This is a genomic window from Streptomyces sp. NPDC056738, from assembly GCF_042790435.1.
GTDB lineage: Bacteria > Actinomycetota > Actinomycetes > Streptomycetales > Streptomycetaceae > Streptomyces.
On sequence record NZ_JBHTZF010000016.1, the window covers coordinates 25,031 to 48,552 of the forward strand.

The 23,522-nt window shown below is 70.4% G+C and carries 19 protein-coding genes and 1 riboswitch; of the genes, 9 read left to right on the plus strand and 10 right to left on the minus strand.

What is annotated here, in order from left to right:
• Positions 1 to 73: 73 nt before the first annotated feature.
• Complete coding sequence (locus ACFRIC_RS34195) at positions 74 to 2,902, minus strand: GNAT family N-acetyltransferase (protein ID WP_382794116.1); 2,829 nt, start codon at positions 2,900 to 2,902, stop codon at positions 74 to 76.
• Between the two features lie 175 nt (positions 2,903 to 3,077).
• Between ACFRIC_RS34195 and ACFRIC_RS34200 the strand changes: the two genes are divergently transcribed.
• Complete coding sequence (locus ACFRIC_RS34200; RefSeq protein WP_382794119.1) at positions 3,078 to 3,359, plus strand: HPr family phosphocarrier protein; 282 nt, start codon at positions 3,078 to 3,080, stop codon at positions 3,357 to 3,359.
• Positions 3,360 to 3,585: 226 nt separating this feature from the next.
• On the opposite strand, the gene ACFRIC_RS34205 is transcribed toward ACFRIC_RS34200, so the two are convergent.
• The 4 genes from ACFRIC_RS34205 to ACFRIC_RS34220 all read right to left on the minus strand — a co-directional run bounded on the left by ACFRIC_RS34205 (position 3,586) and on the right by ACFRIC_RS34220 (position 8,373).
• Positions 3,586 to 4,278: a GntR family transcriptional regulator gene (locus tag ACFRIC_RS34205; protein ID WP_382794122.1), complete on the minus strand. Its 693-nt coding sequence runs from the start codon at positions 4,276 to 4,278 to the stop codon at positions 3,586 to 3,588.
• A gap of 196 nt (positions 4,279 to 4,474) precedes the next feature.
• Positions 4,475 to 5,242 carry a M23 family metallopeptidase gene (locus ACFRIC_RS34210; protein ID WP_382794124.1) on the minus strand — a complete coding sequence of 256 codons (768 nt, stop codon included), beginning with the start codon at positions 5,240 to 5,242 and terminating at the stop codon, positions 4,475 to 4,477.
• A 12-nt stretch (positions 5,243 to 5,254) separates the two neighbouring features.
• A riboswitch (cyclic di-AMP (ydaO/yuaA leader) is annotated at positions 5,255 to 5,411 on the minus strand.
• A 215-nt stretch (positions 5,412 to 5,626) separates the two neighbouring features.
• Complete coding sequence (locus ACFRIC_RS34215) at positions 5,627 to 7,015, minus strand: M16 family metallopeptidase (RefSeq protein ID WP_382794128.1); 1,389 nt, start codon at positions 7,013 to 7,015, stop codon at positions 5,627 to 5,629.
• A complete protein-coding gene (locus ACFRIC_RS34220; protein ID WP_382794130.1) occupies positions 7,012 to 8,373 on the minus strand; it encodes a M16 family metallopeptidase in 1,362 nt (453 codons plus the stop codon). Before ACFRIC_RS34220 ends, ACFRIC_RS34215 begins: the two co-directional genes overlap by 4 nt.
• A gap of 381 nt (positions 8,374 to 8,754) precedes the next feature.
• Between ACFRIC_RS34220 and ACFRIC_RS34225 the strand changes: the two genes are divergently transcribed.
• A complete protein-coding gene (locus ACFRIC_RS34225) occupies positions 8,755 to 11,214 on the plus strand; it encodes a DNA topoisomerase (ATP-hydrolyzing) subunit A (RefSeq protein WP_382794133.1) in 2,460 nt (819 codons plus the stop codon).
• A gap of 42 nt (positions 11,215 to 11,256) precedes the next feature.
• Here ACFRIC_RS34225 and ACFRIC_RS34230 read toward each other — a convergent pair whose 3' ends face one another.
• Positions 11,257 to 12,330: a CobW family GTP-binding protein gene (locus tag ACFRIC_RS34230; protein ID WP_382794136.1), complete on the minus strand. Its 1,074-nt coding sequence runs from the start codon at positions 12,328 to 12,330 to the stop codon at positions 11,257 to 11,259.
• A gap of 320 nt (positions 12,331 to 12,650) precedes the next feature.
• Here ACFRIC_RS34230 and ACFRIC_RS34235 point away from each other — a divergent pair, with 320 nt between their 5' ends.
• From ACFRIC_RS34235 to ACFRIC_RS34245, 3 genes are all read left to right on the plus strand, one after another.
• Complete coding sequence (locus ACFRIC_RS34235) at positions 12,651 to 13,208, plus strand: DUF6082 family protein (RefSeq protein WP_382794139.1); 558 nt, start codon at positions 12,651 to 12,653, stop codon at positions 13,206 to 13,208.
• 290 nt (positions 13,209 to 13,498) lie between these two features.
• The gene (locus ACFRIC_RS34240) at positions 13,499 to 13,726 is read left to right on the plus strand and encodes a hypothetical protein (protein ID WP_382794370.1); all 228 of its coding nucleotides are present in this window, start codon (positions 13,499 to 13,501) and stop codon (positions 13,724 to 13,726) included.
• Positions 13,727 to 13,885: 159 nt separating this feature from the next.
• Positions 13,886 to 14,125 (plus strand): hypothetical protein, encoded by a 240-nt coding sequence (locus tag ACFRIC_RS34245; RefSeq protein ID WP_382794141.1) that lies wholly within the window; start codon positions 13,886 to 13,888, stop codon positions 14,123 to 14,125.
• A 75-nt stretch (positions 14,126 to 14,200) separates the two neighbouring features.
• On the opposite strand, the gene ACFRIC_RS34250 is transcribed toward ACFRIC_RS34245, so the two are convergent.
• Positions 14,201 to 15,391, minus strand: a complete 1,191-nt coding sequence (locus ACFRIC_RS34250) for a citrate synthase (RefSeq protein ID WP_382794144.1) — start codon at positions 15,389 to 15,391, stop codon at positions 14,201 to 14,203.
• Between the two features lie 97 nt (positions 15,392 to 15,488).
• Between ACFRIC_RS34250 and ACFRIC_RS34255 the strand changes: the two genes are divergently transcribed.
• The 4 genes from ACFRIC_RS34255 (at position 15,489) to ACFRIC_RS34270 (ending at position 20,451) form a co-directional block, all read left to right on the plus strand.
• Positions 15,489 to 16,748, plus strand: a complete 1,260-nt coding sequence (locus tag ACFRIC_RS34255; protein WP_382794147.1) for a citrate synthase — start codon at positions 15,489 to 15,491, stop codon at positions 16,746 to 16,748.
• A gap of 163 nt (positions 16,749 to 16,911) precedes the next feature.
• Entirely contained in the window at positions 16,912 to 17,856 is a 945-nt protein-coding gene (locus ACFRIC_RS34260; protein ID WP_382794150.1) for a sucrase ferredoxin, read from the plus strand.
• 202 nt (positions 17,857 to 18,058) lie between these two features.
• The gene (locus ACFRIC_RS34265; RefSeq protein WP_382794152.1) at positions 18,059 to 19,774 is read left to right on the plus strand and encodes an ATP-binding protein; all 1,716 of its coding nucleotides are present in this window, start codon (positions 18,059 to 18,061) and stop codon (positions 19,772 to 19,774) included.
• Complete coding sequence (locus ACFRIC_RS34270; RefSeq protein WP_382794155.1) at positions 19,771 to 20,451, plus strand: response regulator; 681 nt, start codon at positions 19,771 to 19,773, stop codon at positions 20,449 to 20,451. The genes ACFRIC_RS34265 and ACFRIC_RS34270 overlap by 4 nt, the downstream gene beginning before the upstream one ends.
• A 103-nt stretch (positions 20,452 to 20,554) precedes the next feature.
• Here the strand turns inward: ACFRIC_RS34270 and ACFRIC_RS34275 are convergent, their stop codons facing one another.
• From ACFRIC_RS34275 to ACFRIC_RS34285, 3 genes are all read right to left on the minus strand, one after another.
• Positions 20,555 to 21,613, minus strand: coding sequence for an ABC transporter substrate-binding protein (locus tag ACFRIC_RS34275; RefSeq protein WP_382794158.1), 1,059 nt, complete (start codon positions 21,611 to 21,613; stop codon positions 20,555 to 20,557).
• A 145-nt stretch (positions 21,614 to 21,758) separates the two neighbouring features.
• Positions 21,759 to 22,622 (minus strand): ABC transporter permease, encoded by an 864-nt coding sequence (locus tag ACFRIC_RS34280; protein WP_382794161.1) that lies wholly within the window; start codon positions 22,620 to 22,622, stop codon positions 21,759 to 21,761.
• Positions 22,612 to 23,427 carry an ABC transporter ATP-binding protein gene (locus ACFRIC_RS34285; protein WP_382794165.1) on the minus strand — a complete coding sequence of 272 codons (816 nt, stop codon included), beginning with the start codon at positions 23,425 to 23,427 and terminating at the stop codon, positions 22,612 to 22,614. Before ACFRIC_RS34285 ends, ACFRIC_RS34280 begins: the two co-directional genes overlap by 11 nt.
• Between the last annotated feature and the right edge of the window lie 95 nt (positions 23,428 to 23,522).

Consider the following 23,522-nt stretch of genomic DNA (forward strand, 5'->3'; position numbering starts at 1 on the left):
TTCAAGGACAAGCCGTGCGGCCCGTACGACCCGGACAGCTCGGCTCCCCGGACGGCCGTGCGGCCCCTACGACTCAGACGACCGGCAGAGTCCGGGGGCCGTGGTCGTCCCGGAAGGGGGCGCGGGCCAGCCGGACCGTGGCGCCCAGGACGCTCAGGCCGGCCGGGGCCACCACCACCGGCTCCAGCGAGACCGCGACGACCTCCGGGTGGTCGTCGACGAGCCGGGAGACCCGCAGCATGAGCTCTTCGAGAGCCGCCGTGTCGACCGGCGCGGAGCCCCGCCAGCCGAACAGGAGCGGTGCGGTCCGGATCGACCGGACCAGCGAGGCCGCTTCCCGGTCGGTGACCGGGACCAGCCGGTGCGCGGTGTCCCCGAGCAGTTCGGAGGCGGCTCCCGCGAGCCCGAAGGAGAGCACCGCCCCGGCCGCCGGGTCGATCACCGCGCGGACGACCGTGTCGACACCGCGCGGCGCCATCCCCTGTACGACAGGGCGCAGCACCGTCGGCGGCCCGAACGCCTCGGTCAGCTCCGCGTACGCCCGGCGCAACTGCTCCTCGTCCGTCACGTCCAGGCGGACGCCGCCGAGGTCCGCGCGGTGCCGCAGGTGCGGGGCGGTGGTCTTGAGGGCGACGGGGTATCCGATGGCGCGCGCGGCCGCCACCGCGTCGTCCGGGGTGGGGGCGGGCAGGGCCCGGTGCACGTCGATGCCGTAGCGCCCTAGGAGCTCGGCCGTCTGTTCGCCCCCCAGGGTGAGACCTTCCCCACGCGCGAGGAGGTCGTCGATCAGCCGGGCGGCCCCCTTCTCGTCGATGTCCTCGTACTCGGGCACCTTGCCGGGCTCACGGGCGTCCGTGCGCCACTGGGCGTACTTGACGGCTTCGGCCAGGGCGCGGACGGCCCGTTCGGCGGCGGGGTAGGCGGGGATGAGCCGGGAGTCCGGCGCGGACTCGGCAGGCGGCGCGGCGGGCGACCGGTCCGAGGGGTGGAATCGGGCGCCGGGGGACGCTCCGGGGGCGCCCTCGGGGGCCTGCGGGGCGGTGCTCGCGGCGGCGGACAGGGCTTCGGCGAGTCCGCCGAGCTCGACGTGCACCACGAGCACGGGCTTCGCCGGAGCCTCCATGGCGGAGGACCGGAGTGCCTCGGCGAGCGCGGCGTCGGCGGCCGAGGTCTCCCCCACGGCCGGTATGGCCGTCACGACGACGGCGTCGCAGCCGTCGTCGGCGAGCGCCTGCGACAGGGCCTTGTGGAAGTCCTCGGCGGAGGCCGCCGTGGTGAGGTCCCGGGGCGGCAGCGGCCTGAGTCCTTCGGCGAGACAGGCGTCGTACGTCAGCAGCCCCAGGGACTCGGAGTTCCCGAGGATCGCCACGCGGGGTCCCCGGGGAAGCGGCTGACGGGCCAGCAGGAGTCCCGCGTCGACGAGTTCGGTGATCGTGTCCACCCGGATCACCCCGGCCTGGCGCAGCAGCGCGGACACGGTGGCGTGCGGCAGCCGTGTGGCCCGGATGGCGTGGCCCTGGGGTGCGGCCCCGCCGTGTCGTGCTCCCTGGACGACGACCAGCGGTTTCGCGGCCGCGGTCCGCCGCGCGAGGCGGGTGAACTTGCGCGGGTTGCCGATGGATTCGAGGTACATCAGGGCGACGTCGGTGTCCGGGTCCTCGTACCAGTACTGCAGGACGTCGTTGCCGGAGACGTCCGCGCGGTTCCCCGAGGAGACGAAGGTCGAGACTCCGGTCACGCCGGTGACGCCGCCGCCGCGCCGGTGCAGCCGGGACAGCAGGGCGATGCCGATGGCGCCGGACTGCGCGAACAGGCCGATGCGTCCGGGGCGGGGCATCTGGGGGGCGAGCGAGGCGTTCAGCCGCACGTCGGGCGCCGTGTTGATGACGCCGAAGGCGTTGGGTCCGATGATGCGCATCCCGTACGTGCGCGCGTGCCGTACGAGTTCCCGCTGGCGCTCGCGTCCCTCAGGGCCGCTCTCGGCGTAGCCGGCGGAGACCACCACGAGTCCCTGCACGCCGTGTTCACCGCATTCGGTGACGACCTGGGGGACGTGTTCGGCGGGCACGGCGACGACGGCGAGGTCGACGGGGTCGGCGATGTCCCTGATGGAGCGGTGGGCCGGGACCCCGTCGATCTCCTTCTCCTCAAGTGCCGCGTTCACCGCGTACAGGCGTCCGGTGAAACCGGCCTGGCGGAGGTTGTCGAGGACGCTGCGGCCGACCCCTCCGGGGGTGCGCCCGGCGCCGATGACGGCGACCGAGCCGGGGGCGAGCAGCCGCTGGACGGAGCGGGCCTCGGCGCGCTGTTCCCGCGCGCGCTGCACGGCCAGGGACCGGTCGGTGGGTTCGAGGTCGAACTCCAGGCGTACGACACCGTCCTCGAAGCTGCGCTTCTGGGTGTACCCGGCGTCCGTGAAGACCTTGATCATCTTGTTGTTGGCGGGCAGCACCTCGGCGGCGAAGCGACGGATGTCACGCTCGCGGGCCACCGCTCCGATGTGTTCGAGCAGCGCGGAGGCGACCCCCCGGCCCTGGTGGGCGTCCTGTACGAGGAAGGCGACCTCGGCCTCGTCGGCGGGGGCGGAGGCGGGCATGCCGTCCGCGTTGATCCGGTCGTAGCGCACGGTGGCGATGAACTCGCCGCCCACCGTGGCCGCGAGGCCGACGCGGTCCACGAAGTCGTGGTGGGTGAAGCGGCGGACGTCCTTGGCGGACAGGCGGGGATAGGGCGCGAAGAAGCGGTAGTACTTCGACTCGTCCGAGACCTGCTCGTAGAAGCTGACCAGGCGCTCGGCGTCGTCGACGGTGATGGGCCTGATGCGTGCGGTGCCGCCGTCGCGCAGCACCACGTCGGCCTCCCAGTGGGCTGGGTACTCGTGCCGGTCCGACGAGGTCTGCATGGGCCCCAGAGTACGGCTCGCGTACGACAACGGCGCGGGGCAGTCTGAGGGTGACGGGCCTCGGAGCGGGTCTTCGTCCGGCACCGCGGCGGGTGGCTCCCGGGTCCGTCCGGGCACACCTCGCGATATGGAACAATGGTCTAGACAACCCTGAACACCCGAAGGGCAGCATCTCATGGCTGAGCGCCGCGTCAACGTCGGCTGGACCGAGGGCCTCCACGCCCGGCCCGCCTCCATCTTCGTCCGGGCCGCCACGGCTTCCGGCATTCCCGTGACGATCGCCAAGGCCGACGGCGACCCCGTCAACGCGGCCTCCATGCTCGCGGTCCTCGGCCTGGGCGCCCAGGGCGGCGAGGAGATCGTCCTCACGTCGGACGCCGACGGTGCGGAGGTCGCCCTCGACCGTCTGGCGAAGCTGGTCGCCGAGGGGCTCGACGAGCTCCCCGAGACCGTCTGAGACCGCCCCCGGGCAGTCGGACACGCACGGCCGAGCCGCGCCACCCTTTCTTCGGGTGGCGCGGCTCGGCCGTTTTCCGTGGGCTCCCCCGCACATTCCCCAGGTGTCACGCCCGCCTCGCGCCGCGACCACGGGAATGACGCGCACCGGAATTCAGGGCACGCGAATAAAAGGGCATCAGAAATGAGCCCCCACCGAATATCCCTCTTTGTATACGGCGCCTGTGTTAAAGACGCGGGCCCGTCATGTTTACGGGATGTTGCGAAGTTCTCACACGGTCCGCCCGCTCGCCTCCGGGGAATCGGAGCCGGTGCGCGGCGCTGGCGCGCTCGGTGTGCAGGGCCGTGATCGCGCGGGCCCGCTCACTGTCCCCGCGGGCCACCGCGTCCACGATGCCGCCGTGCTCCGCCCAGGACTCCGCGGGGTCGGCCGGCGCCTCCACCGAGTACATCCAGGCGATCTTGTGGCGGAGCTGGGCGAGCGTCGAGGTCAGCGCGGGGCTGCCGGACGCCTGCGCCAGCGTCTCGTGGAACCAGCCGCCCAGCGAGCGCAGATCCTCGCTGTGGCCTCGCCTGGAGCGCTCCTGCCCGAGCCTGACCAGACCCCGCAGCACCTTGAGATGGGCCTCCGTGCGCCGCTGTGCGGCCCGCGCGGCCCCCAGCGGCTCCAGCAGCATGCGCATCTCCAGGAGGTCCGCCGCCTCCAGCTCCGTGGGCTCCGCGACACAGGCGCCCGCGTGCCGGCGGGTGACCACGAAGCCCTCGGCCTCCAGCGTGCGCAGGGCCTCGCGCACGGGGACGCGCGAGACGCCGTAACGGCGCGCGAGCAGTTCCTCGGTGAGCCGGCCGCCGCGCTCGTAGACACCCGCGACGATGTCGTCACGGATCGCCGTGCACACCGAGTGTGCCGGAATACGCATGACCGACCTCCGCTTTAATCCCCGTGAAACGCCGTCGATTGACGCTTGTTCAGTGACTCTATTGCAGGAAGCCTGAATTTCCGATGGCGGGCCTGAATCCATGGATATTTTTTGGACAGACGACGTCCGGAAACGACGATGCCCCGGCTCGGTGAGCCGGGGCATCGAAAACGGCGGGGAAGCCGCAAAGCGTTCGTCAGACGTTGACGCCGTGCGAGCGCAGGTAGGCGACCGGGTCGATGTCCGAGCCGTACTCGGCGGTCGTACGGGCCTCGAAGTGGAGGTGCGGTCCCGTGGTGTTGCCGGTGTCCCCGGAGAGGCCGATCTGCTGCCCCGGGGTGACGGCCTGCCCCACGGACACCCCGATGGACGACAGGTGGCCGTACATGGTGTACGTGCCGTCGTGCATCTTGATCACGACTTGATTGCCGTAGGCGCCGCCCCAGCCGGCCGTGACCACCGTGCCGGAGCCGACGGCGTGGACCGAGGTGCCGGAGGCGGCGTGGAAGTCGACGCCGGTGTGGCTGCCGGAGGACCAGAGGGCGCTGCTGGCCTGGTAGCCGGTGGAGACGTACGAACCCGTGATCGGCATGACGAACGTGTTCAGGCGCTTGCGCTCGGCCTCGCGGGCGGCGCGCTCCTTGGCCTCGCGGAGCTTGGATGCCTGCTCCGCGGCCTGCTTGCGCGCGGTCTGCTCGGCCTGCTTGCGCGCGGCGGCCTCGTCGGCGGCGCGCTGCTGTGCGAAGGCCTGGGCGTCGATCTGGTCGGCGACCGTGTCGTTCAGGGTGACGGCCTGGGTGAGCCCGGTCTGCTCGACGGAGGCTTCCGCGGCGAACGCGGGGGCGGCCAGGGTTCCGATCACGCCGGTGGTGGTGAGCGCCGCGACCCCGACAGCGGTCGTGGTGGTGCTGTGCACCCGGCTGCTCGTACGACGATGCTTGCCGGTGCCACAGGTGAACGCCATGTAGGGGCTGATCCTTTCCTTCCCTCTCGCCTACCGGGTTAGCTGACGGGTTCGGAGCAGGAAGGTCTCCTACGGGCCCCCTCCGAAGAGGGCGTCCGATTCACCCCAGGGACTGCGTGGGTCCCCGGCTCCCCTGACTCGCGTCTCGGGGACTCGGCGATGGCTGTCCGGTGCCGCGGGCGCGGCGCACTGCGTGACGAACAGCCGCCCCGACGCTAAACGGGGTGTCTTTCGAACAACAAACGGATCACGATTTTTGTAACGCATCCCACAGGGCAGAAGGGCAACCGCCGTACGAATACGGACATCTTGGGACCGGAGTCCGGAAAGAGAAGGGCCCTGACGGCTCTTCAGCCGTCAGGGCCCTCTTCCGTCCCACGGGTCCTACTCGGCTGCCACCACGGTGACTTCACCGATTCCGAGGGCCCTGACCGGGTCCGCGATCTGTGCCGCGTCGCCGACCAGGACGGTCACCAGACGGTCCGTCGGGAAGGCGCTCACGGCCGCCGCGGTGGCCTCCACGGTGCCGGTGGCGGCCAGTTGCCGGTAGAGCGTCGCCTGGTAGTCGTCCGGCAGGTGCTGCTCGACCTGGTCCGCGAGCGTGCTCGCGACGGCCGCGGCGGTCTCGAACTTGAGGGGCGCGACACCCACCAGGTTCTGCACGGCGACGTCGCGCTCGGTGTCCGTCAGGCCCTCGGCCGCGAGGGTGCGCAGCACCTTCCACAGGTCGTCGAGCGCCGGGCCGGTGTTGGGGGTGTCGACGGAACCGCTGATGGCGAGCATCGCGGCGCCCGTGCCGTCCGGCGCGGAGCGAAGGACCTGCCCGAACGCCCGCACACCGTAGGTGTAGCCCTTCTCCTCGCGCAGGACGCGGTCCAGGCGCGAGGTGAGGGTGCCGCCGAGGCAGTAGGTGCCGAGGACCTGGGCGGGCCACACGCGGTCGTGCCGGTCGGCGCCGACCCGGCCGATGAGGAGCTGCGTCTGGACGGCTCCGGGGCGGTCGACGATGATCACGCGGCCGGTGTCGTCGGCGCTCACCGGCGGCACGGGACGCGGTTCGGCGGACGAGCCGGTCCAGGAGCCGAGGGTGTCGGCGAGCAGTTCGTCGAGGTCGAGACCGGTCAGGTCGCCGACGACGACCGCGGTGGCCGTGGCGGGGCGGACGTGCCTCTCGTAGAAGGCGCGCACACCCGACGCGTCGATGTTGCGGACGGTCTCCTCGGTGCCCTGGCGGGGGCGCGACATCCGCGCGGTCGCCGGGAACAGTTCCTTGGAGAGTTCCTTGGCCGCGCGACGGGCCGGGTTGGCCGTCTCGTGCGGGATCTCGTCCAGCCGGTTGGTCACCAGCCGCTCGACCTCGCTGTCCGCGAACGCGGGGGCCCGCAGGGCGTCGGCGAGCAGGCCGAGGGCCTTGGCCAGACGCGAGACGGGCACTTCGAGGGACAGGCGTACGCCGGGGTGGTCGGCGTGCGCGTCGAGCGTGGCGCCGCAGCGCTCCAGCTCGGCGGCGAAGTCCTCGGCCGAGTGCTTGTCGGTGCCCTCGGAGAAGGCGCGCGCCATGATCGTGGCGATGCCGTCCAGGCCCGCCGGCTCGGCGTCCAGCGGCGCGGCGAGGATCACCTCGACGGCGACGACCTGCTGGCCGGGGCGGTGGCAGCGCAGCACGGTCAGACCGTTGTCCAGGGCGCCGCGCTCGGGGGCGGGGAACGCCCACGGCTTCGGCTGTCCGGCCTGGGGCCGCGGGTGGAAGTCCATGGTGGCGAGCTCGGTCACTTCGCCGCCTCCTCGTCGGTCTCGTCGGCGGAGTCGGCCGCCTCGGCGGCTTCGGCTGTGGTGGGTTCGTAGACGAGCACCGCGCGGTTGTCGGGGCGCAGGCGGGCCTTGGCGGCCTCCTGGACCTCTTCCGCCGTGACGTCCAGGACGCGCTGCACGGCGGTCAGGGCGAGCTGCGGGTCGCCGAACAGGACGGCGTACCGGCACAGTTCGTCGGCGCGGCCTGCGACGGTACCGAGCCGGTCGAGCCACTCGCGCTCCAACTGGGCCTGGGCGCGCTCCATTTCCTCTGCCGTGGGGCCCTCCTCGGCGAACCGGGCGAGCTCCTCGTCGACGGCTGCCTCGATGACCGGGACCTCGACGTCGCCGGACGTCTTCACGTCCAGCCATCCCAGGGAGGGCGCTCCGGCGAGCCGCAGCAGGCCGAACCCCGCAGCGACGGCGGTGCGGTCACGGCGTACGAGCCGGTTGTAGAGCCGGGAGGACTCGCCGCCGCCGAGGACGGTGAGCGCCAGGTCGGCCGCGTCGCACGCGCGCGTGCCGTCCTCCGGGAGGCGGTAGGCGGCCATCAGGGCGCGCGCCGGGACGTCCTCCTCGACGACCTCACGGATCTGCTCGCCGATGACGTCGGGCAGCGAGCCGTCCCGCGGGGCGGGCTTGCCGTCGTGCCCGGGGATGGAGCCGAAGTACTTCTCGACCCAGGCGAGCGTCTGCTCCGGGTCGATGTCGCCGACGACCGACAGGACCGCGTTGTTGGGCGCGTAGTTGGTGCGGAAGAACGCGCGGGCGTCCTCCAGGGTGGCCGCGTCCAGGTCCGCCATCGACCCGATCGGGGTGTGGTGGTACGGGTGGCCCTCGGGGTACGAGAGCGCGGTGAGCTTCTCGAAGGCGGTGCCGTACGGGACGTTGTCGTAGCGCTGGCGGCGCTCGTTCTTCACGACGTCGCGCTGGTTCTCCATGGACTCGTCGTCCAGCGCCTCGAGCAGTGACCCCATGCGGTCGGCCTCCAGCCAGAGCGCGAGCTCGAGCTGGTGGGCAGGCATGGTCTCGAAGTAGTTGGTGCGCTCGAAGCTCGTCGTGCCGTTGAGCGAGCCGCCGGCGCCCTGGACGAGTTCGAAGTGACCGTTGCCATGAACCTGCTTGGAGCCCTGGAACATCAGGTGCTCGAAGAGGTGGGCGAGTCCGGTCCGGCCCTTGACCTCGTGGCGCGAGCCGACGTCGTACCAGAGGCACACCGCGGCGACCGGGGTCAGATGGTCCTCGGAGAGCACCACGCGCAGGCCGTTGGCCAGGCGGTGCTCGGTCGCTGTCAGGCCGCCGGAGCCTGCCTCAGCTGTGGCCGTGTGACCCATGGGCATGTACGTCCCTTCGATCGCGGAACTGCGTCATTCCTGTCGGTCCTGCCACTGTATGCAAGCGCGCGGACGGCTGGCGAAGTTCCCGCACCTCGTACGCCGAGAGCGAGACTCGTGCGTGTCCCCGGCGCGCCCTGGGAAGGCCTCCGGGATCCGCCGCGAACGCCCTCCGGCCCCGCTGCGCACCGGCCGAAGGGGCTCGCGGTCCGTCCGCGCGCCGGGCCGAGACCGCCGCTCGGAAGTGGTCCCGGTGACGCCCGCGGGGCCCGCCCGAGGGGCGCTACGGACGGGTCGCGGTCGGGGTTGTCAGTGGGGCGGTCCACAATGGTGCGCGTCAGAACCCGTTCATGCCCCGGCAGAGACTGTGAAGGAGCCGCAGCAGCGATGGCCCGCCGCAGCACGAAGACCCCGCCGCCCGACGACTCGTACGAGGAGAAGATCCTCGACATCGACGTCGTGGACGAGATGCAGGGCTCCTTCCTCGAATACGCGTACTCGGTCATCTACTCGCGAGCCCTGCCGGACGCCCGCGACGGCCTGAAGCCGGTTCACCGTCGCATCGTCTACCAGATGAACGAGATGGGCCTGCGCCCCGAACGCGGCTATGTGAAGTGTGCCCGTGTCGTCGGCGAGGTCATGGGTAAGCTGCACCCGCACGGCGACGCGTCGATCTACGACGCCCTGGTGCGTCTGGCGCAGCCCTTCTCCATGCGGCTGCCCCTGGTCGACGGCCACGGCAACTTCGGCTCCCTCGGCAACGACGACCCGCCGGCGGCGATGCGTTACACCGAGGCCCGGATGGCCGACGCGACGTCGCTCATGACCGAGTCGATCGACGAGGACACCGTCGACTTCACGCCCAACTACGACGGTCAGGAGCGGGAGCCGGTGGCGCTCCCGGCCGCCTTCCCGAACCTGCTGGTCAACGGCTCGTCGGGCATCGCCGTCGGCATGGCCACGAACATGCCGCCGCACAACCTCGGCGAGGTCATCGCCGCCGCCCGGCACCTCATCCGCTACCCGGGGGCCGACCTCGAGACGCTGATGAAGCACGTCCCGGGCCCCGACCTGCCCACCGGCGGCCGGATCGTCGGTCTCTCCGGCATCAGGGACGCCTACGAGTCGGGCCGCGGCACCTTCAAGATCCGCGCCACGGTGGCGGTGGAGGACGTGACGGCGCGCCGCAAGGGCCTCGTCGTCACCGAACTGCCCTTCACCGTGGGTCCGGAGAAGGTGATCTCCAAGATCAAGGACCTGGTCGGCTCGAAGAAGCTCCAGGGCATCGCCGACGTCAAGGACCTCACCGACCGTGCGCACGGCCTGCGCCTGGTCATCGAGATCAAGAACGGCTTCGTACCGGAGGCGGTCCTCGAACAGCTCTACAAGCTGACGCCGATGGAGGAGTCCTTCGGCATCAACAACGTGGCACTGGTGGACGGCCAGCCGCTCACCCTGGGCCTCAAGGAGCTGCTGGAGGTCTATCTCGACCACCGCTTCGACGTCGTGCGCCGCCGCAGCGAGTTCCGCCGCGGCAAGAAGCGCGACCGACTGCACCTGGTCGAGGGTCTCCTCGTCGCCCTCCTGGACATCGACGAGGTCATCCGCCTCATCCGCTCCAGCGACAACTCGGCGCAGGCCAAGGAGCGGCTGATCGAGCGCTTCTCCCTCTCCGAGATCCAGACGCAGTACATCCTCGACACGCCGCTGCGCCGCCTCACCCGGTTCGACCGCATCGAGCTGGAGTCGGAGCGCGACCGTCTCAACGGCGAGATCGACGAGCTGACCGGCATCCTGGATTCGGACGCGGAGCTGCGCAAGCTGGTGTCCGGCGAACTGGCCGCGGTCGCCAAGAAGTTCGGCACCGACCGGCGCACGGTGCTCCTGGAGTCCGCGGGCTCCCCGGCCGCGACCGTCTCGCTCCAGGTCGCCGACGACCCGTGCCGCGTCCTGCTGTCCTCCACCGGGCTGCTGGCGCGTACGGCGACCGATGAGCCCTTCGGGCAGGACCCGGACGCCAAGCGCACCAAGCACGACGTGATCATCTCCGCCGTGCCGGCGACGGCACGGGGCGAGGTCGGCGCGGTCACGTCCCTGGGCCGCCTCCTGCGCCTGAACGTGATCGACCTCCCGCAGCTCCCCGAGACGGCGTCCGCGCCCAACCTCTCCGGGGGCGCTCCGATCTCGGAGTTCCTGTCCTCCCTCGAGCCGGACGAGACCGTGGTCTGTCTGGCGACCCTCGACGAGACGTCCCCCGGCCTCGCGATCGGCACGGAGCAGGGTGTCGTCAAGCGTGTGGTGCCCGACTACCCCTCGAACAAGGAGGAGTTGGAGGTCATCACCCTCAAGGACGGCGACCGGATCGTCGGTGCCGTCGAGCTGCGCACCGGCGAGGAGGACCTGGTCTTCATCACGGACGACGCCCAGCTCCTGCGCTACCAGGCCTCGCAGGTGCGCCCGCAGGGCCGTGCCGCGGGTGGCATGGCGGGCATCAAGCTGACGGACGGCGCGAAGGTGATCTCGTTCACCGCGGTCGACCCTGCGGTGGACGCGGTGGTCTTCACGGTGGCGGGTTCGCGCGGGACGCTGGACGACTCCGTCCAGACCACGGCCAAGCTGACCCCGTTCGACCAGTATCCGCGCAAGGGCCGCGCCACGGGCGGTGTGCGCTGCCAGCGGTTCCTGAAGGGCGAGGACTGCCTGTCGCTGGCCTGGGCCGGTCCGGTGCCGGGGCGCGCCGCGCAGAAGACCGGCATGCCGGTCGACCTGCCGGATATCGACCCGCGCCGTGACGGCTCGGGCGTGTCGCTGGGCAGGCCGGTGTCGGTGGTGGCCGGGCCGGTGTAGCCGGCCGGCCGGAGGAGCCCGTCGGCCCGGAGGGGCTTGCGGTCAGGCCTCCGGGCTGGGCTCCGGCTCCTGTACGTAGCGGAGGACGCCCCACATGCTGTGTTCATCGGCGTGCGGGGCGTCCTCTTTGCATGCCTCCAGTTCCTTGGCCAGCGCCACCGTGTCGATCCCGGAGCCGATGAGGACGAGCTGGGTGAGCCGCTCGTCCGCTGCGGTCCAGGGCTCCGGATAGAAGCGCAGGAACCGCCCGACGGCATGCACCGCGTACCGGTTGCGGAGGTCCTGCACGCCGAAGTCGACGTACCCCTTGATCCGGTAGAGCCCTTCGGGCCGACTGTCGAGGAAGGCCATCAACTGCCGTGGGCCGAGCGGGACTTCGGAGCTGAAGGAGAGGGAGTCGTAGGCGGAGTGAAGGTGGCCGAGGTGGCCGCCTTCCTGCGGAACGTCATCGCCGCCGTCGTCGTGCCGATGGAGATCGTCGAAGGACAGTTGTCCGATGCGTTCCTCGCTGGGCCGGCAGTCGAAGAGGAACTCCGGGTCGACCCGGCCGTAGGTGGCGGGGACGACCGCGGCCCCGCTCGCGAGCTCCCGGACGACACCCAGCACGCGTCCGGCGTCCTCGGCCCGGTCGATCTTGTTGACGACGACGAGATCGGCGAGGGCGAGATGCCGGTCGATCTCGGGATGCTTCTCGCGCGTGCCCGCGAACTCGGCGGCGTCGACGACCTCGACGAGCCCTCCGTACACGATCCCCGGAAGTTCACTGGCGAGCACCATGCGTACGAGTTCCTGGGGCTCGGCGAGCCCGCTCGCCTCGATGACGATGACGTCGATCCGGGCGGAGGGTTGAGCAAGCCGGTCAAGATATTGATCAAGTTCGCTGACGTCGACCGCACAGCACAGACATCCGTTGCCGAGGGAGACGGTGGAGTCGCCGAGCGCCCCGGCCACGGCCATCGCGTCGATCTCGATCGCGCCGAAGTCGTTGACCACGGCTCCGATCCGGCTGCCACCACTGCGGTGCAGGAGGTGGTTGAGCAGTGTGGTCTTGCCTGAGCCGAGGAAGCCGGCGAGAACGATGACCGGGATCTGCCGCGTACTCGACGAACTCACCACGCGCCCTCTCTGAACCTGTGCGCGCACCGGCTCACGGGACCGGCGCTCACGCGGGGAATGAATGCAGACCAAGCATACGAGCGGGAGGAAACGCCCCGAAGTGAACGATTGTTAGCGGCGCTCGCGGGGCACACGTTGGACATGGCGCCGGTGGATGCGACCCGCACATCCCTCCGTGCGCCTCCTCTCCGCCTCCCCGCCGATCAGAGCCGCTCGGCAACACTGGGAGGCGGCAAGCGCGCCGCCCACCGCTCGCCGGTCCGCTCCCTGTCGCCCCACAACCGACGACCGGCGGACGGTCGCCTGATTCGGGGGTTGACATGGCCACAATGAAAGTCAAGGTTCGTGGGTTGCGCTCCGCCGCCGCCGCGGCGGTCGGTCTATTGGCAGGGGCGGCCGTCACCCTCGCCGCGCAGCGATCCACACTTGACGCGCTGCACGCGCGGATCGAGCTGCTGGAGCAGGCCGCCCAGACCCAGCGTCAGGCCAATCTCGCCCATCAGCAGCGGCTCCACTGGGAACTGCTGAGCAAGGCCATGGACGATCCCGAGCTGGCGGAGGTACTGGACGCGTACGAGGGGACCGTCTCGCCGAGGAAGCAACGCCAGTTCCTCTTCGCCAACGCCCTTTACACCAACGCACTCTGCTACTACCGCATGGGCAACATGACCCGGGAGGAGTTCTTCAGCTTTGCCCGTGGATGGCTCCAGAACCCGATCTTCAGGGAGTACTGGTACGCGACCCGCCCGCACAGGGCAACGCTCGTCAGCACATCGAACGAGGCCCAAATCGGACTGATGGTCGAGGATCTCCTCTCACAACTGGAGGAAACAGACACGGACGAGTGGTGGGTAGTGGGCGAACCGCCGAGCGAGTAGCGCCTTTCACCCGGCACGCTCCGGCGCAAACCGGCTCACCTGCGCCACTCCGCAGAGCGAATCACACGGTCGGGCGATAACGAAGCAGTAAACCGGCGCGTTTCTTCAGGTGCCAACAGGGTTGACTGCTGCGCAATCACGTACTGGGTCGATCCCCACCCGAACCATCGCTCCGCCAACGCCGCCGGTCCGAGGTCACAGCCCCACAGGGCTCAATCGCGCCGCGCAGCAACCGTGCGCAGGCAATCCCACCTCGAGATCAAAGGGAATTCAGAACAGTGAGCCACATCATCCGTCGGATCGGCACCCCTCCAAGCTTGCGGGGAAGCACGTCTGGTGCCAATTGCCCAGACATTTTCGAACTGTCCGACGGAACGTTCGCTGTGATCGGAACAGACGTCACCGAGAAGCTGGACGCCCAGCTCCCCTCCGACGCATCCCGGGCAGACTACGAAAGAATCGTCGTAGTCTCCCGCGAAACCCTTATTCACGCCAAGGTGGATATTCCTGACGCATAGGCCGAAGGGCGCATCCTCACGCGGTATCGGCGCGGCCGCCTCGCCCTGCGTTCCAGTTTGCCCTCGGTAGAACCGTTTCACGGGCCGCCCCCTCGGGTGGGGCGGTCCAGGGACGACCCACACCGTGACCCCCGGGTCACCGTACGAAAGGCCGAGACAATGAGGACTGTCGTCCGTCGAGTCGGCACCGCTCCCCGTGCACGAGGCAGCGCCTCTGGCCAGTCCTGTCCTGACATCTTCGAACTCAGCGACGGCAACTTCGCCGTCATCGGGTATGACGCCACTCCCGAGCTCGAGGGAGAGCTTCCGCCCGACGCCGCACGAGCTGCGGACGAGCGGATCGTGGTCATCACGCGCGCGACACTCGTCCAGGCCAGGGACGATATTCCGTCGGCGTAAAGGGAGTTGTTCCATCTCAACTCTCATTCCGGGCTCGGCACCCACTTGGTGCCGAGCCCGTTCCTGTCGGGCCAGTCAGCGCAGAACGGGCACCGCCACCGGCGGAACCGGGCCGACATAGCGAGCCGCCGGGCGGATGATCTTTGAGTCCTGGGCCTGTTCCATGATGTTCGCGCTCCAGCCGACCGCGCGCGCGGCGGCGAAGGTGGGCGTGAACATCTCCCTGGGCAGCCCGCAGAGTTCCATGACCACGCCGGCGTAGAACTCCACGTTGGTGTGCAGCTCCCGGCCCGGCTTGAGCTCGGCCAGGATCGCCTCCACCTGCCGTTCCACCTCGACCGCGAACTCCACGAGCGGGCCGCCGAACCCCTGAGCCAACTCGCGGAGCATCCGTGAGCGCGGGTCCTCGGTGCGGTAGACGGGGTGCCCGAAGCCCATGATGCGCTCGCCGGCAAGAACGCGTTCGCGGATCCAAGGGTCGATGCGGTCAGGGGTGCCGATCGCGTCAAGGGTGTCCAGAGCGCGACTGGGAGCGCCTCCATGGAGCGGCCCGGAGAGAGCCCCGACCGCGCCCACGAGACAGGCGGCCACGTCCGCACCCGTGGAAGCGATCACCCGTGCAGTGAACGTTGATGCATTGAATCCGTGGTCAATGGTTGAGATGAGGTATTGCTCGACCGCACGGGCGCGGACAGGGTCCGGCTCCGAACCCGTCAACATGTACAGGTAGTTGGCGGCGTACCCCAGGTCCTCGCGCGGCTCCACAGGGTCCAGTCCCTGCCCGAGCCGGTACAGCGCGGTGAGCAGGGTCGGCACGGCCGCCGTCGCCGCGAGGCCGTCGTCGCGGCGGCGTCCGGCGTCGATGTCGTACACGGGACGGAACCCCAGCGACGCCCCCAGCAGCGACAACGCGGTCCGCAGCCCGGCGAGGGGTCCCGAAGGGCCGGTCGCCGTCGCGATCGCCGGCAGCGCGGCCCGTACGTCGTCCGGCAGTCGCCGCAGCCGCGCGGTCCGCTCGGCGAAGGCGGCACGGCGGGCCTCGTCAGGCAGTTCGCCGTGGGCCAGCAGATGCCAGACCTCCTCGAAGCCGCAGGCCCGGGCGAGGTCGACGGCCGAGTACTGGCGGTAGTGGTAGAAGCCTTCCAGCCCTCTGACGTCACCCAGTTCGGTGTCGGTGACGACGACTCCGGCGAGACCGCGCGGGACATCGGCGAGTACGTCCGCGACTGCGCCGGCAGAGGTGGACGCGGCTTGGTTGATCGGCATGTTTCCTCCCTGGACTTGATTCAACTGTCCATGCTTGACTCAGTAACTGTCAATGTTGATTAAATCAATATGCCGATCCACAGATACGGTGGCGCTCATGAGGGATCGAGAAGCGGCAGCACCCGCCCACGAGGGCCGACGGCTCAGCACCAAGGAGACCGCGGAGCTGCTCGGCGTGAAGCCGGAGACCGTGTACGCGTACGTGAGCCGCGGTCAGCTCAGCAGCAGGCGGGAGCCGGGAGGGCGCGGGAGCACGTTCGACACCAAGGAGGTCGAGGCCCTCGCGCGGCGCAACAGGCGTGAGGGCGGCGGCAGTTCGAGCAGTGGCGGCGAGCTATCCGTCCGTACCCGCATCACGTTGATCGACAAGGATCGGTACTACTTCCGTGGCGTCGACGCCACGGAGCTCGCCGCCCGGTACTCCTACGAGGAGATCGCCGAGTGGCTGTGGACCGGCGAACTGCGCCACGGAGTCACGTTCACGGCACCCGAGGCCACCGTGGCGGCGGCCCGGCGCAGCGTCGACGCGCTGCCGGAGCACAGCGGCCCGACCGACCGGCTGCGGGTCGCGGCGATCGCCGCGGCGGCCTCCGACCCGCTGCGCTTCGACCTCTCCGAGAGCGCCGTGCTCGGCACCGGACGCACCCTCATCCCCACCCTCGTCGCCGCCCTTCCGACCGTGCGGCACGACCACGGCGACGAAGGCCCGCTGGCCCGACGGCTCTGGACACGGCTCAGCGGACGCGCACCCGACGACGCGTCAGTGCGCGTACTGGACACGGCACTCGGCCTGCTCGTCGACCACGACCTCGCCGCCTCGACGCTGGCGGTCCGCGTCGCGGCCTCGGCCCGCGCACACGCGTACGCGGCCGTGTCGGCGGGCCTCGGCGTCCTCGAAGGGCCCCTGCACGGGGCGGCCAGCGGGCTCGCGCACCGGCTGCTGCTGGACGTTCTGGACCAGGGCACCGCCGCCCCCGTGGTCGCCGACGAACTGCGCGCCGGGCGCCGCGTCCCGGGACTGGGTCACCGGCTCTACCCCGGTGAGGATCCACGCGCGCGTGCACTGTTCGCCCTCCTGGAGGAGGTGCCCGGTGCGGCGCCCGCTCTGGCGGCGGCCCGCGACGTGGTGACCACCACGGCGAGGCACGCCCCGCTGCACGCCAATGTCGACCTCGCCCTGGCCGTCCTCACGGTCTCGTCCGGCATGCCGGCCTCGGCGGGAGAGACGATCTTCGCCGTCGCCCGGACGGCGGGCTGGATCGCCCACACCCTGGAGGAGTACGCGGAGCGCCCCCTGCGGATGCGGCCGAGCGGCCATTACGTCGGCGAGCGGCCACCGCAGCCGCTCCCGCGGTAGAGGGCGCGCGCCGGGCGCGCGAAAGGATCCTGTGCGCGCTCCCCAGGCACCGTCTCCCCACCCGTGCTCCCGCACGCCCGGCCACGCGCCTGGACGCCCCCTGCCGCGCCCCCAATGGACGGCGGGAAGTCACCCCGGGTGAAGTCAGGTTAGGCTCACCTCTGTGAGTACGTGCACGACTGTGTCGCGGCAGCTCGACGAGCCGTTTACCGGGACCGCGGCCACCGCAAGGACATGGCTGCTCATCGAGCAGCCCGGACCCTGGGGTGCCAAGGCGCTCACTTCGAGCCACCTGGACCCCGCGCTCGGCCGCGCCCTCGAAGCGGCGGCGCAGGACACCGGGGTGCGCGTCGCGCTCGTCCGGCGCCCCGGGCGGCATGCCGACTGCGGTTCGCTCGCCGAGCGGCATGTGTACGTGGCCCACACCACCCCGGGAAACGCCTGGGTGCACAGCGCCATGACGCGCGATCCCGAAGAGCTGCTCGGCATCGACTTCGCGGCACTCGGAGCGGGCGATCCGGGGTCCTTCGACGAGGTGCTCCAAGGACGGCCCCACACGGGCGATCCGCTGGCCCTCGTCTGCACCAACGGCAAGCGCGACCGCTGCTGCGCCCTGCTCGGGCGACCGCTGGCGGCGGAACTTGCCGCTTCGGGCGTCGGAGGTGTCTGGGAGGTCACCCATCTGGGTGGTCATCGCTTCTCTCCCACCGTGCTGGTCCTGCCGTACGGGTACGCGTACGGCCGTGCCGAGGCCCATACCGTCAAGGAGATCCTCCAGGGCGTCCGGGAGGGCCGTGTCGTCACCGAGGGATGCCGTGGGAACTCCGCCTGGGAACGCCCCGGCCAGGCGGCCGAGCTGGCCGTGCGGACGGCTTCGGGGGAGCACGCCGCCGATGTCCTGACGGTGATCCGCACGGACGGCAGCGCGCCGCGCTGGGAGGTCACCGTCGCCCACTCCGACGGCCGGCTGTGGCGGGTCGTCGTCGCGCGGGGTGCCTCGCTGCCGCCCCGCCCGGAGAGCTGCGGCTCGGCGCTCGGTTCACCCGCGCGGATGGACGTGGTGGCCGTACGACAGCTCGAGGCGACGGCTGTGGCCGTGGCCTGCTGACGCCCGCTGCCTATGGATTCGACCGGGCCGGGCGCGTGACGCGGAAACTGGTTGGGTCGCACGAAGCGCCCTCAAGCCGTGGCAGGCCCCCACCGCCGGCCCCCGTGGCTGTGGTCGCCTCCCGGCCTTCAGATCCATTGATCAAGAGATCCACACCACACTCTCTGTGGAGAGGCGCGGGCACCGCCGTACGGTCGTGGGCATGAGCCCCACTCCCCTCGCACGACGACTGCGCCTCGGTCTGCCACGGCGGGTGTTCGCGCAGGTGCTGTTGATGCAGATCGCGATCGCGGCGGGAGTCGCGACACTCGCCACCGGGCTGTTCCTGGCACCGCTGAGCGCCCAGTTGGACGACCAGGCCATGCGGCGCGCTCTCGCGATCGCGCAGACGACGGCGGCCCAGCCGCAGATCGCCGTGGACCTCCGGAACACGGCCCCCTCCAGGACCGGACCCGTGCAGGCCGAGGCCGAGCGGATACGCCAGGCGAGCGACGCCGAGTACGTCGTCGTGATGGACATGCGGGGCATACGCTGGTCGCACACGAACCCCGCACGGATCGGCGAACCGGTCTCGACGAGCCCGGACCAGGCCCTGGCCGGCCAGGACGTCATGGACATCGACACCGGAACCCTGGGGCGCTCCGCACGCGGAAAGGTGCCGCTGCGCGACGCCTCCGATCAGATCGTCGGCGCGGTGTCGGTGGGTATCAAGTACGACAGCGTGCGAGCGCGGCTGATCGACGCGATCCCGGGCCTGTTCGCGTACGCGGGCGGGGCCATGGCCGTCGGCGCGCTGGCCGCTTATCTGATCTCCCGCAGAGTCCAGCGACAGACCCGTGACCTGGCCTTCTCCGACATCTCGGCGCTGCTGGCGGAGCGTGAGGCGATGCTGCACGGCATCCGTGAGGGCGTGGTCGCCCTGGACCGCGTCGGTCGCGTACGCCTGCTGAACGACGAGGCCCAGCGGCTGCTCGGGGTGGGCGCCGAGGCCGTCGGGCGACCGCTCGACGACGCGCTGGGTCCGGGCCGTACGACGGATGTGCTGGCGGGACGCGTCACCGGCACCGACCTGCTCACGGTCCGCGGCCAGCGCGTCCTGGTCGCCAACCGGATGCCCACCGAGGACGGCGGCGCCGTCGCCACCTTGCGCGACCGGACGGAACTGGAGCAGCTCGGCCGTGAGCTCGACTCCACGCACGGTCTGATCGACGCCTTGCGCGCGCAGGATCATGAGCACGCCAACCGGATGCACACACTCCTGGGGCTGCTCGAACTGGAGATGTACGACGACGCCGTGGAGTTCATCGGCGAGGTCGTCGGCGACCACAGGGTCACCGCGGAACAGGTCACCGAGAAGATCCACGATCCGCTGCTCGCCGCGCTGCTTGTCGGCAAGGCGACCGTGGCGACGGAGCGGGGCGTGGCCCTGTGGATCTCGGACCGGACGCTGCTCCCGGACCGGCTGGTCGATCCGCGGGGGCTCGTCACCGTCGTCGGGAATCTCGTGGACAACGCGCTGGACGCCGTCGCGGGTACACCGCACGCGCGCGTGGAGGTCGAGTTGCGGGCCGAGGGGCGAACGGCCGTGCTGCGGATACGGGACACCGGCCCCGGCATTCCCGAGGAGCGGCGGGAGTTGGTCTTCACGGACGGCTGGAGCACGAAGCAGCCACCGGCGCACGGCAAGCGCGGAATCGGACTCTCGCTGGTGCGGCGTCTCGCGGAGCGGCAGGGAGGCAGCGCGGAGGTGGCCGACGCGGAGGGCGGTGGCGCGGAGTTCACGGTCGTCCTGCCGGAGGCGCTGACGGACTCGTCGCTGGCCACGAAGGCCGCCCCCGGGGATGCCAGGAGCCCCTGGAATGCCGAGCACGCCGGAACCGGCTGGAACGCCGGGAGCCCCGACGGAGAGTCGGGATGATCGAGGTTCTGGTCGTGGACGACGACACACGTGTCGCGCGCGTCAACGCCGCCTACGTGGAGAGGGTGCCGGGCTTCCGTGTCGCGGGGCAGGCGCACAGCGCGGCCGAGGCGCTGTGCCGGATGGAGGAGCTGCCGCGCCCGGACCTCGTCCTCATGGACCACCACCTGCCTGACGAGTCAGGTCTCGCGGTCGTCGAGGAGATGCGCCGGCGGGGCCATCAGACCGACGTGATCATGGTGACGGCCGCGCGTGACCTCACGACCGTACGGGCGGCGTTGCGGCAAGGTGTACTGCAGTACCTGGTCAAGCCATTCTCTTTCGCCGGGCTGCGGGCCAAGCTGGAGGCGTACGCCGACCTGCGACGCACGCTCGACCGCGGCGGCACGGCCGAGCAGTCCGATGTGGACCTGATCTTCGGGGCGCCCTCTTCGGGCGTCGTGCCCGACCTGCCCAAGGGCCACTCCCCCGCGACGGCCGACCTCGTACGGCGCGCCCTGCTGAACGCCGAGGGCTCCCTGTCCGCCCAGGAGGTTGCGGAGGAGACCGGACTGAGCCGGCAGACCGCGCAGCGGTATCTGAAGCTCCTGGAGCGCACCGGGAAGGCGCGTCTGACCCTCCGCTACGGCGACGCGGGCCGCCCCGAGCACCGGTACGGGTGGGCCACCCCCGACTGAGGGCATGCCCGAAACGGGAACGGCCGCCCCTCGCCCGTACGACCGGAGGAACACGGTCGTACGGGCGAGGGGGCGGCTCGGCGCGTTCTCAGCCGGAGGGTGGTCAGCCGGTCGCCTTCTTCACGAACTCCGTGGTGTACGTCTTGCTGAGGTCCACGTCGGCGTTCTTGATGTTCGGGTTGAACGCCTTGAGGACCTTCTCGACGGTCTCGGGACCGTTCTCGGGCATCACGCCGTCCTCGGTGAACATCGGCAGCGTGCTCTTGATCGCCCCGGCGTACAGCGTCTGGTTGCCCTGGGAGTAGTCGGCGGGCATCTTGGCGGCGATCTCGGAGGCGCTGTGCCCGGCCATCCACCGAAGGGTCTTCACGAAGGCGTTGGCCAGCTTCTGGACCGTCTCCTTGTGACCGTTGACCCAGTCCGTCTGCATGTACAGACTTGACGACGGGTACGGTCCGCCGAGCGCCTTCTGCGAGCCCTCGGGCGTGCGCATGTCGACGAGGACCTTGCCGAGGTTCTTCTCCATGACCGTGGCGACGGTGGGGTCCGTCGTCATGCCGCCGTCGATGGCGCCCTTCTGGAGGGCGGAGACGAACGTCGGTCCGGCGCCGACGGCGACCGGGGTGAACTCGCTGACCTGCACACCGTTCTTGACGGCGAGGTACTTCGTCAGGAAGTCGGTCGAGGAACCCAGCCCGGTGACACCGAGCTTCCTGCCCTTGAAGTCCTTGGGCGAAGTGATGTCGCCCGCGCGCTTGTTGGAGACGATCTCCACCTCACCCGGGGCGTGCGAGAACTGCACGACGGACTCGACCGACTTGCCCTTGGTCTGCAGGTCGAGCGTGTGGTCGTAGAAGCCGACCGCTCCCTGCACCTGTCCGGAGACGAGGGCGGTCTCGGCCTGGACACCGGCCGGCTCGCTGAGGAGCTCGACGTTCAGACCCGCGTCCTCGAAGTAGCCGAGTCGCTGGGTGAGCATCGCCGGCAGGTAGATGACCTTGTCCAGCCCACCGACCATGATCTTGACGTGCTCCCCCTTGCCGCTCCCGCCGTTGCCGGAACTGGCCGTGGTGCTCGCCGCGTCGTTGGCGCAGGCGGTGAGCGAGGAGAGAGCGAGCAGACCGGCGGCTGCCAGCGCGGAGTATCTGGCGGTCTTGCGCATGGTGGTTCACGTCCTTGTGAGTGGAGGGGAGGCTGTGCCTGCGTACGGCGGGATCGTGCGTACGGGCGTGGTGCTTACGAGCGGACTCGTACGGGCGGATCCGTACGGGCGAGAGGGAGAAATCGTGCCGACGTGCGGGCGCCGGTCAGCGGTCGGAATCCGACGGCTTCCAGCGGAAGATGCGGCGCTCACCGAAGGTCAGCAGTCCCTCGGCGAGCAGGGCGACGACGGCGAGGATGACCATCGCGGCGTACACGCCTGCCGCGTTGAAGGTGCCCTGCGACTGCGCGACGAGCAGGCCGATGCCCTTGGTGGCGCCGATGTACTCGCCGACGATCGCGCCGATGAGGGCGAACCCGAAACTGACATGAAGACTCGTGAAGATCCACGAGGTGGCGGACGGTATGACGACCTGCAGCGTCACCCTGCGGTCGCTCGCGCCGAGGATCCGGGCGTTGGCCACCAGGTTCCGGTCGACCTCCCGGGCGCCCTGGAAGGCGTTGAAGAACACCGGGAAGAAGACGAGCACCACGGCCGAGGCGACCTTGGACGCCGGTCCGAGCCCGAACCAGATCACGAAGATCGGCGCGAGGACGATCCTCGGTATGGAGTTGAGCACCTTGATGTATGGACCAAGAATGTCCGCGAGCAAGGCGATGCGCCCCAGCGCGATGCCGCAGAGCACGCCGGCGACCACACCGATGACCCAGCCGAGCAGCGCCTCGTGGAGCGTGTACCAGATCTGCTCGCCGAGAGGACCGAGCGCGGTCCCGTGCATCACCCAGGTCTGGATCTGCTCCCAGATCTTCGACGGCATGGAGAAGTTGAACGGGTCGATGACCTTGGCGCGCGAGAGCATCTCCCACAGGCCCAGCACGGCGACCAGCAGCAGCACCCGGGCGGCCGCCACCACGATCTTGCGTCTGCGGGCGGCACGGGCGCGGGAGTGCGCGCGGCCCGGAGTCTTGGCCGTGTCGACGACCGGAGCGCTGAGAACCTCAGGCGACATTGGCGGCGCCCCTTTCGCGGGTGATGCGGACCTCTTCGCCGAGCGACTCCCAGATCTCGCGGTAGATCTCGATGAACCGCGGCTCCAGGCGCACCGATTCGACCTTCCGCGGCCGCGGCAGATCGATGTCGAAGACCTGCTTCACGGTGGCGGGCCCCGCGGTCATCACGACGACCTTGTCGGCGAGCGCGATCGACTCCTCCAGGTCGTGGGTGACGAAGACGACCGAGGCGCCCGTGCCCTCCCACAGTTCGAGCAGTTCGTCGGACATCAGCGCCCTGGTCTGCACGTCGAGCGCGGAGAAGGGCTCGTCCATCAACAGGATCTCGGGGTCGTTGACGAAGGTCGCGGCGAGAGCGACACGCTTGCGCTGGCCACCGGAGAGCTGGTGCGGATACCGGTCCTCGAAGGCCGCGAGCCCGACCCTCGCGAGCCATTCCCGGGCCCGTTCCTTCGCCTCGGCCTTGGGCACGCCACGGAACCTGGGTCCGGCCATCACGTTGGACAGCACCGTGCGCCACGGGAAGGTGGCGTCCTGCTGGAAGACGAAGCCGACCTTGTCCCCGACGCCCGCGACAGGCTCCCCGGCGACCAGGACCTCGCCCTCGGTGGGCTCCTCAAGACCGCTGACCAAGGTCAGCGTGGTGGACTTCCCGCAGCCGGTCGGTCCGACGACGGCCACGAACTCGCCCCGGCCGACGGTCAGGTCCAACTCCCTGACGGCCGTGTGCAAACCCCCCGACGGGGTCTTGAAGATCTTGCTCGCGCCCCGTAGCTCGATGGCGGGGCTGGTGTCTGTGCTCATGGCCCGGGACCGTAGATGTGGGGCGGGCCACACCATCAGTCTTCTGGGCGCAAGCCGTTCTTCTGCTCGCAAGGGTCTGTTGTGCTCATTTTGCT

What these genes read in the sequence shown, in the direction of transcription:
- ACFRIC_RS34195 (WP_382794116.1), bottom strand. Translation starts at nt 2,902, where the DNA reads ATGCAGACCTCGTCGGACCGGCACGAGTACCCAGCCCACTGGGAGGCC.
- ACFRIC_RS34205 (WP_382794122.1), bottom strand. Translation starts at nt 4,278, where the DNA reads ATGCGTATTCCGGCACACTCGGTGTGCACGGCGATCCGTGACGACATC.
- ACFRIC_RS34250 (WP_382794144.1), bottom strand. Translation starts at nt 15,391, where the DNA reads ATGCCGATCAACCAAGCCGCGTCCACCTCTGCCGGCGCAGTCGCGGAC.
- ACFRIC_RS34255 (WP_382794147.1), top strand. Translation starts at nt 15,489, where the DNA reads ATGAGGGATCGAGAAGCGGCAGCACCCGCCCACGAGGGCCGACGGCTC.
- ACFRIC_RS34235 (WP_382794139.1), top strand. Translation starts at nt 12,651, where the DNA reads ATGGCCACAATGAAAGTCAAGGTTCGTGGGTTGCGCTCCGCCGCCGCC.
- ACFRIC_RS34280 (WP_382794161.1), bottom strand. Translation starts at nt 22,622, where the DNA reads ATGTCGCCTGAGGTTCTCAGCGCTCCGGTCGTCGACACGGCCAAGACT.
- ACFRIC_RS34275 (WP_382794158.1), bottom strand. Translation starts at nt 21,613, where the DNA reads ATGCGCAAGACCGCCAGATACTCCGCGCTGGCAGCCGCCGGTCTGCTC.
- ACFRIC_RS34285 (WP_382794165.1), bottom strand. Translation starts at nt 23,427, where the DNA reads ATGAGCACAGACACCAGCCCCGCCATCGAGCTACGGGGCGCGAGCAAG.
- ACFRIC_RS34210 (WP_382794124.1), bottom strand. Translation starts at nt 5,242, where the DNA reads ATGGCGTTCACCTGTGGCACCGGCAAGCATCGTCGTACGAGCAGCCGG.
- ACFRIC_RS34200 (WP_382794119.1), top strand. Translation starts at nt 3,078, where the DNA reads ATGGCTGAGCGCCGCGTCAACGTCGGCTGGACCGAGGGCCTCCACGCC.
- ACFRIC_RS34220 (WP_382794130.1), bottom strand. Translation starts at nt 8,373, where the DNA reads ATGCCCATGGGTCACACGGCCACAGCTGAGGCAGGCTCCGGCGGCCTG.
- ACFRIC_RS34225 (WP_382794133.1), top strand. Translation starts at nt 8,755, where the DNA reads ATGGCCCGCCGCAGCACGAAGACCCCGCCGCCCGACGACTCGTACGAG.
- ACFRIC_RS34245 (WP_382794141.1), top strand. Translation starts at nt 13,886, where the DNA reads ATGAGGACTGTCGTCCGTCGAGTCGGCACCGCTCCCCGTGCACGAGGC.
- ACFRIC_RS34270 (WP_382794155.1), top strand. Translation starts at nt 19,771, where the DNA reads ATGATCGAGGTTCTGGTCGTGGACGACGACACACGTGTCGCGCGCGTC.
- ACFRIC_RS34265 (WP_382794152.1), top strand. Translation starts at nt 18,059, where the DNA reads ATGAGCCCCACTCCCCTCGCACGACGACTGCGCCTCGGTCTGCCACGG.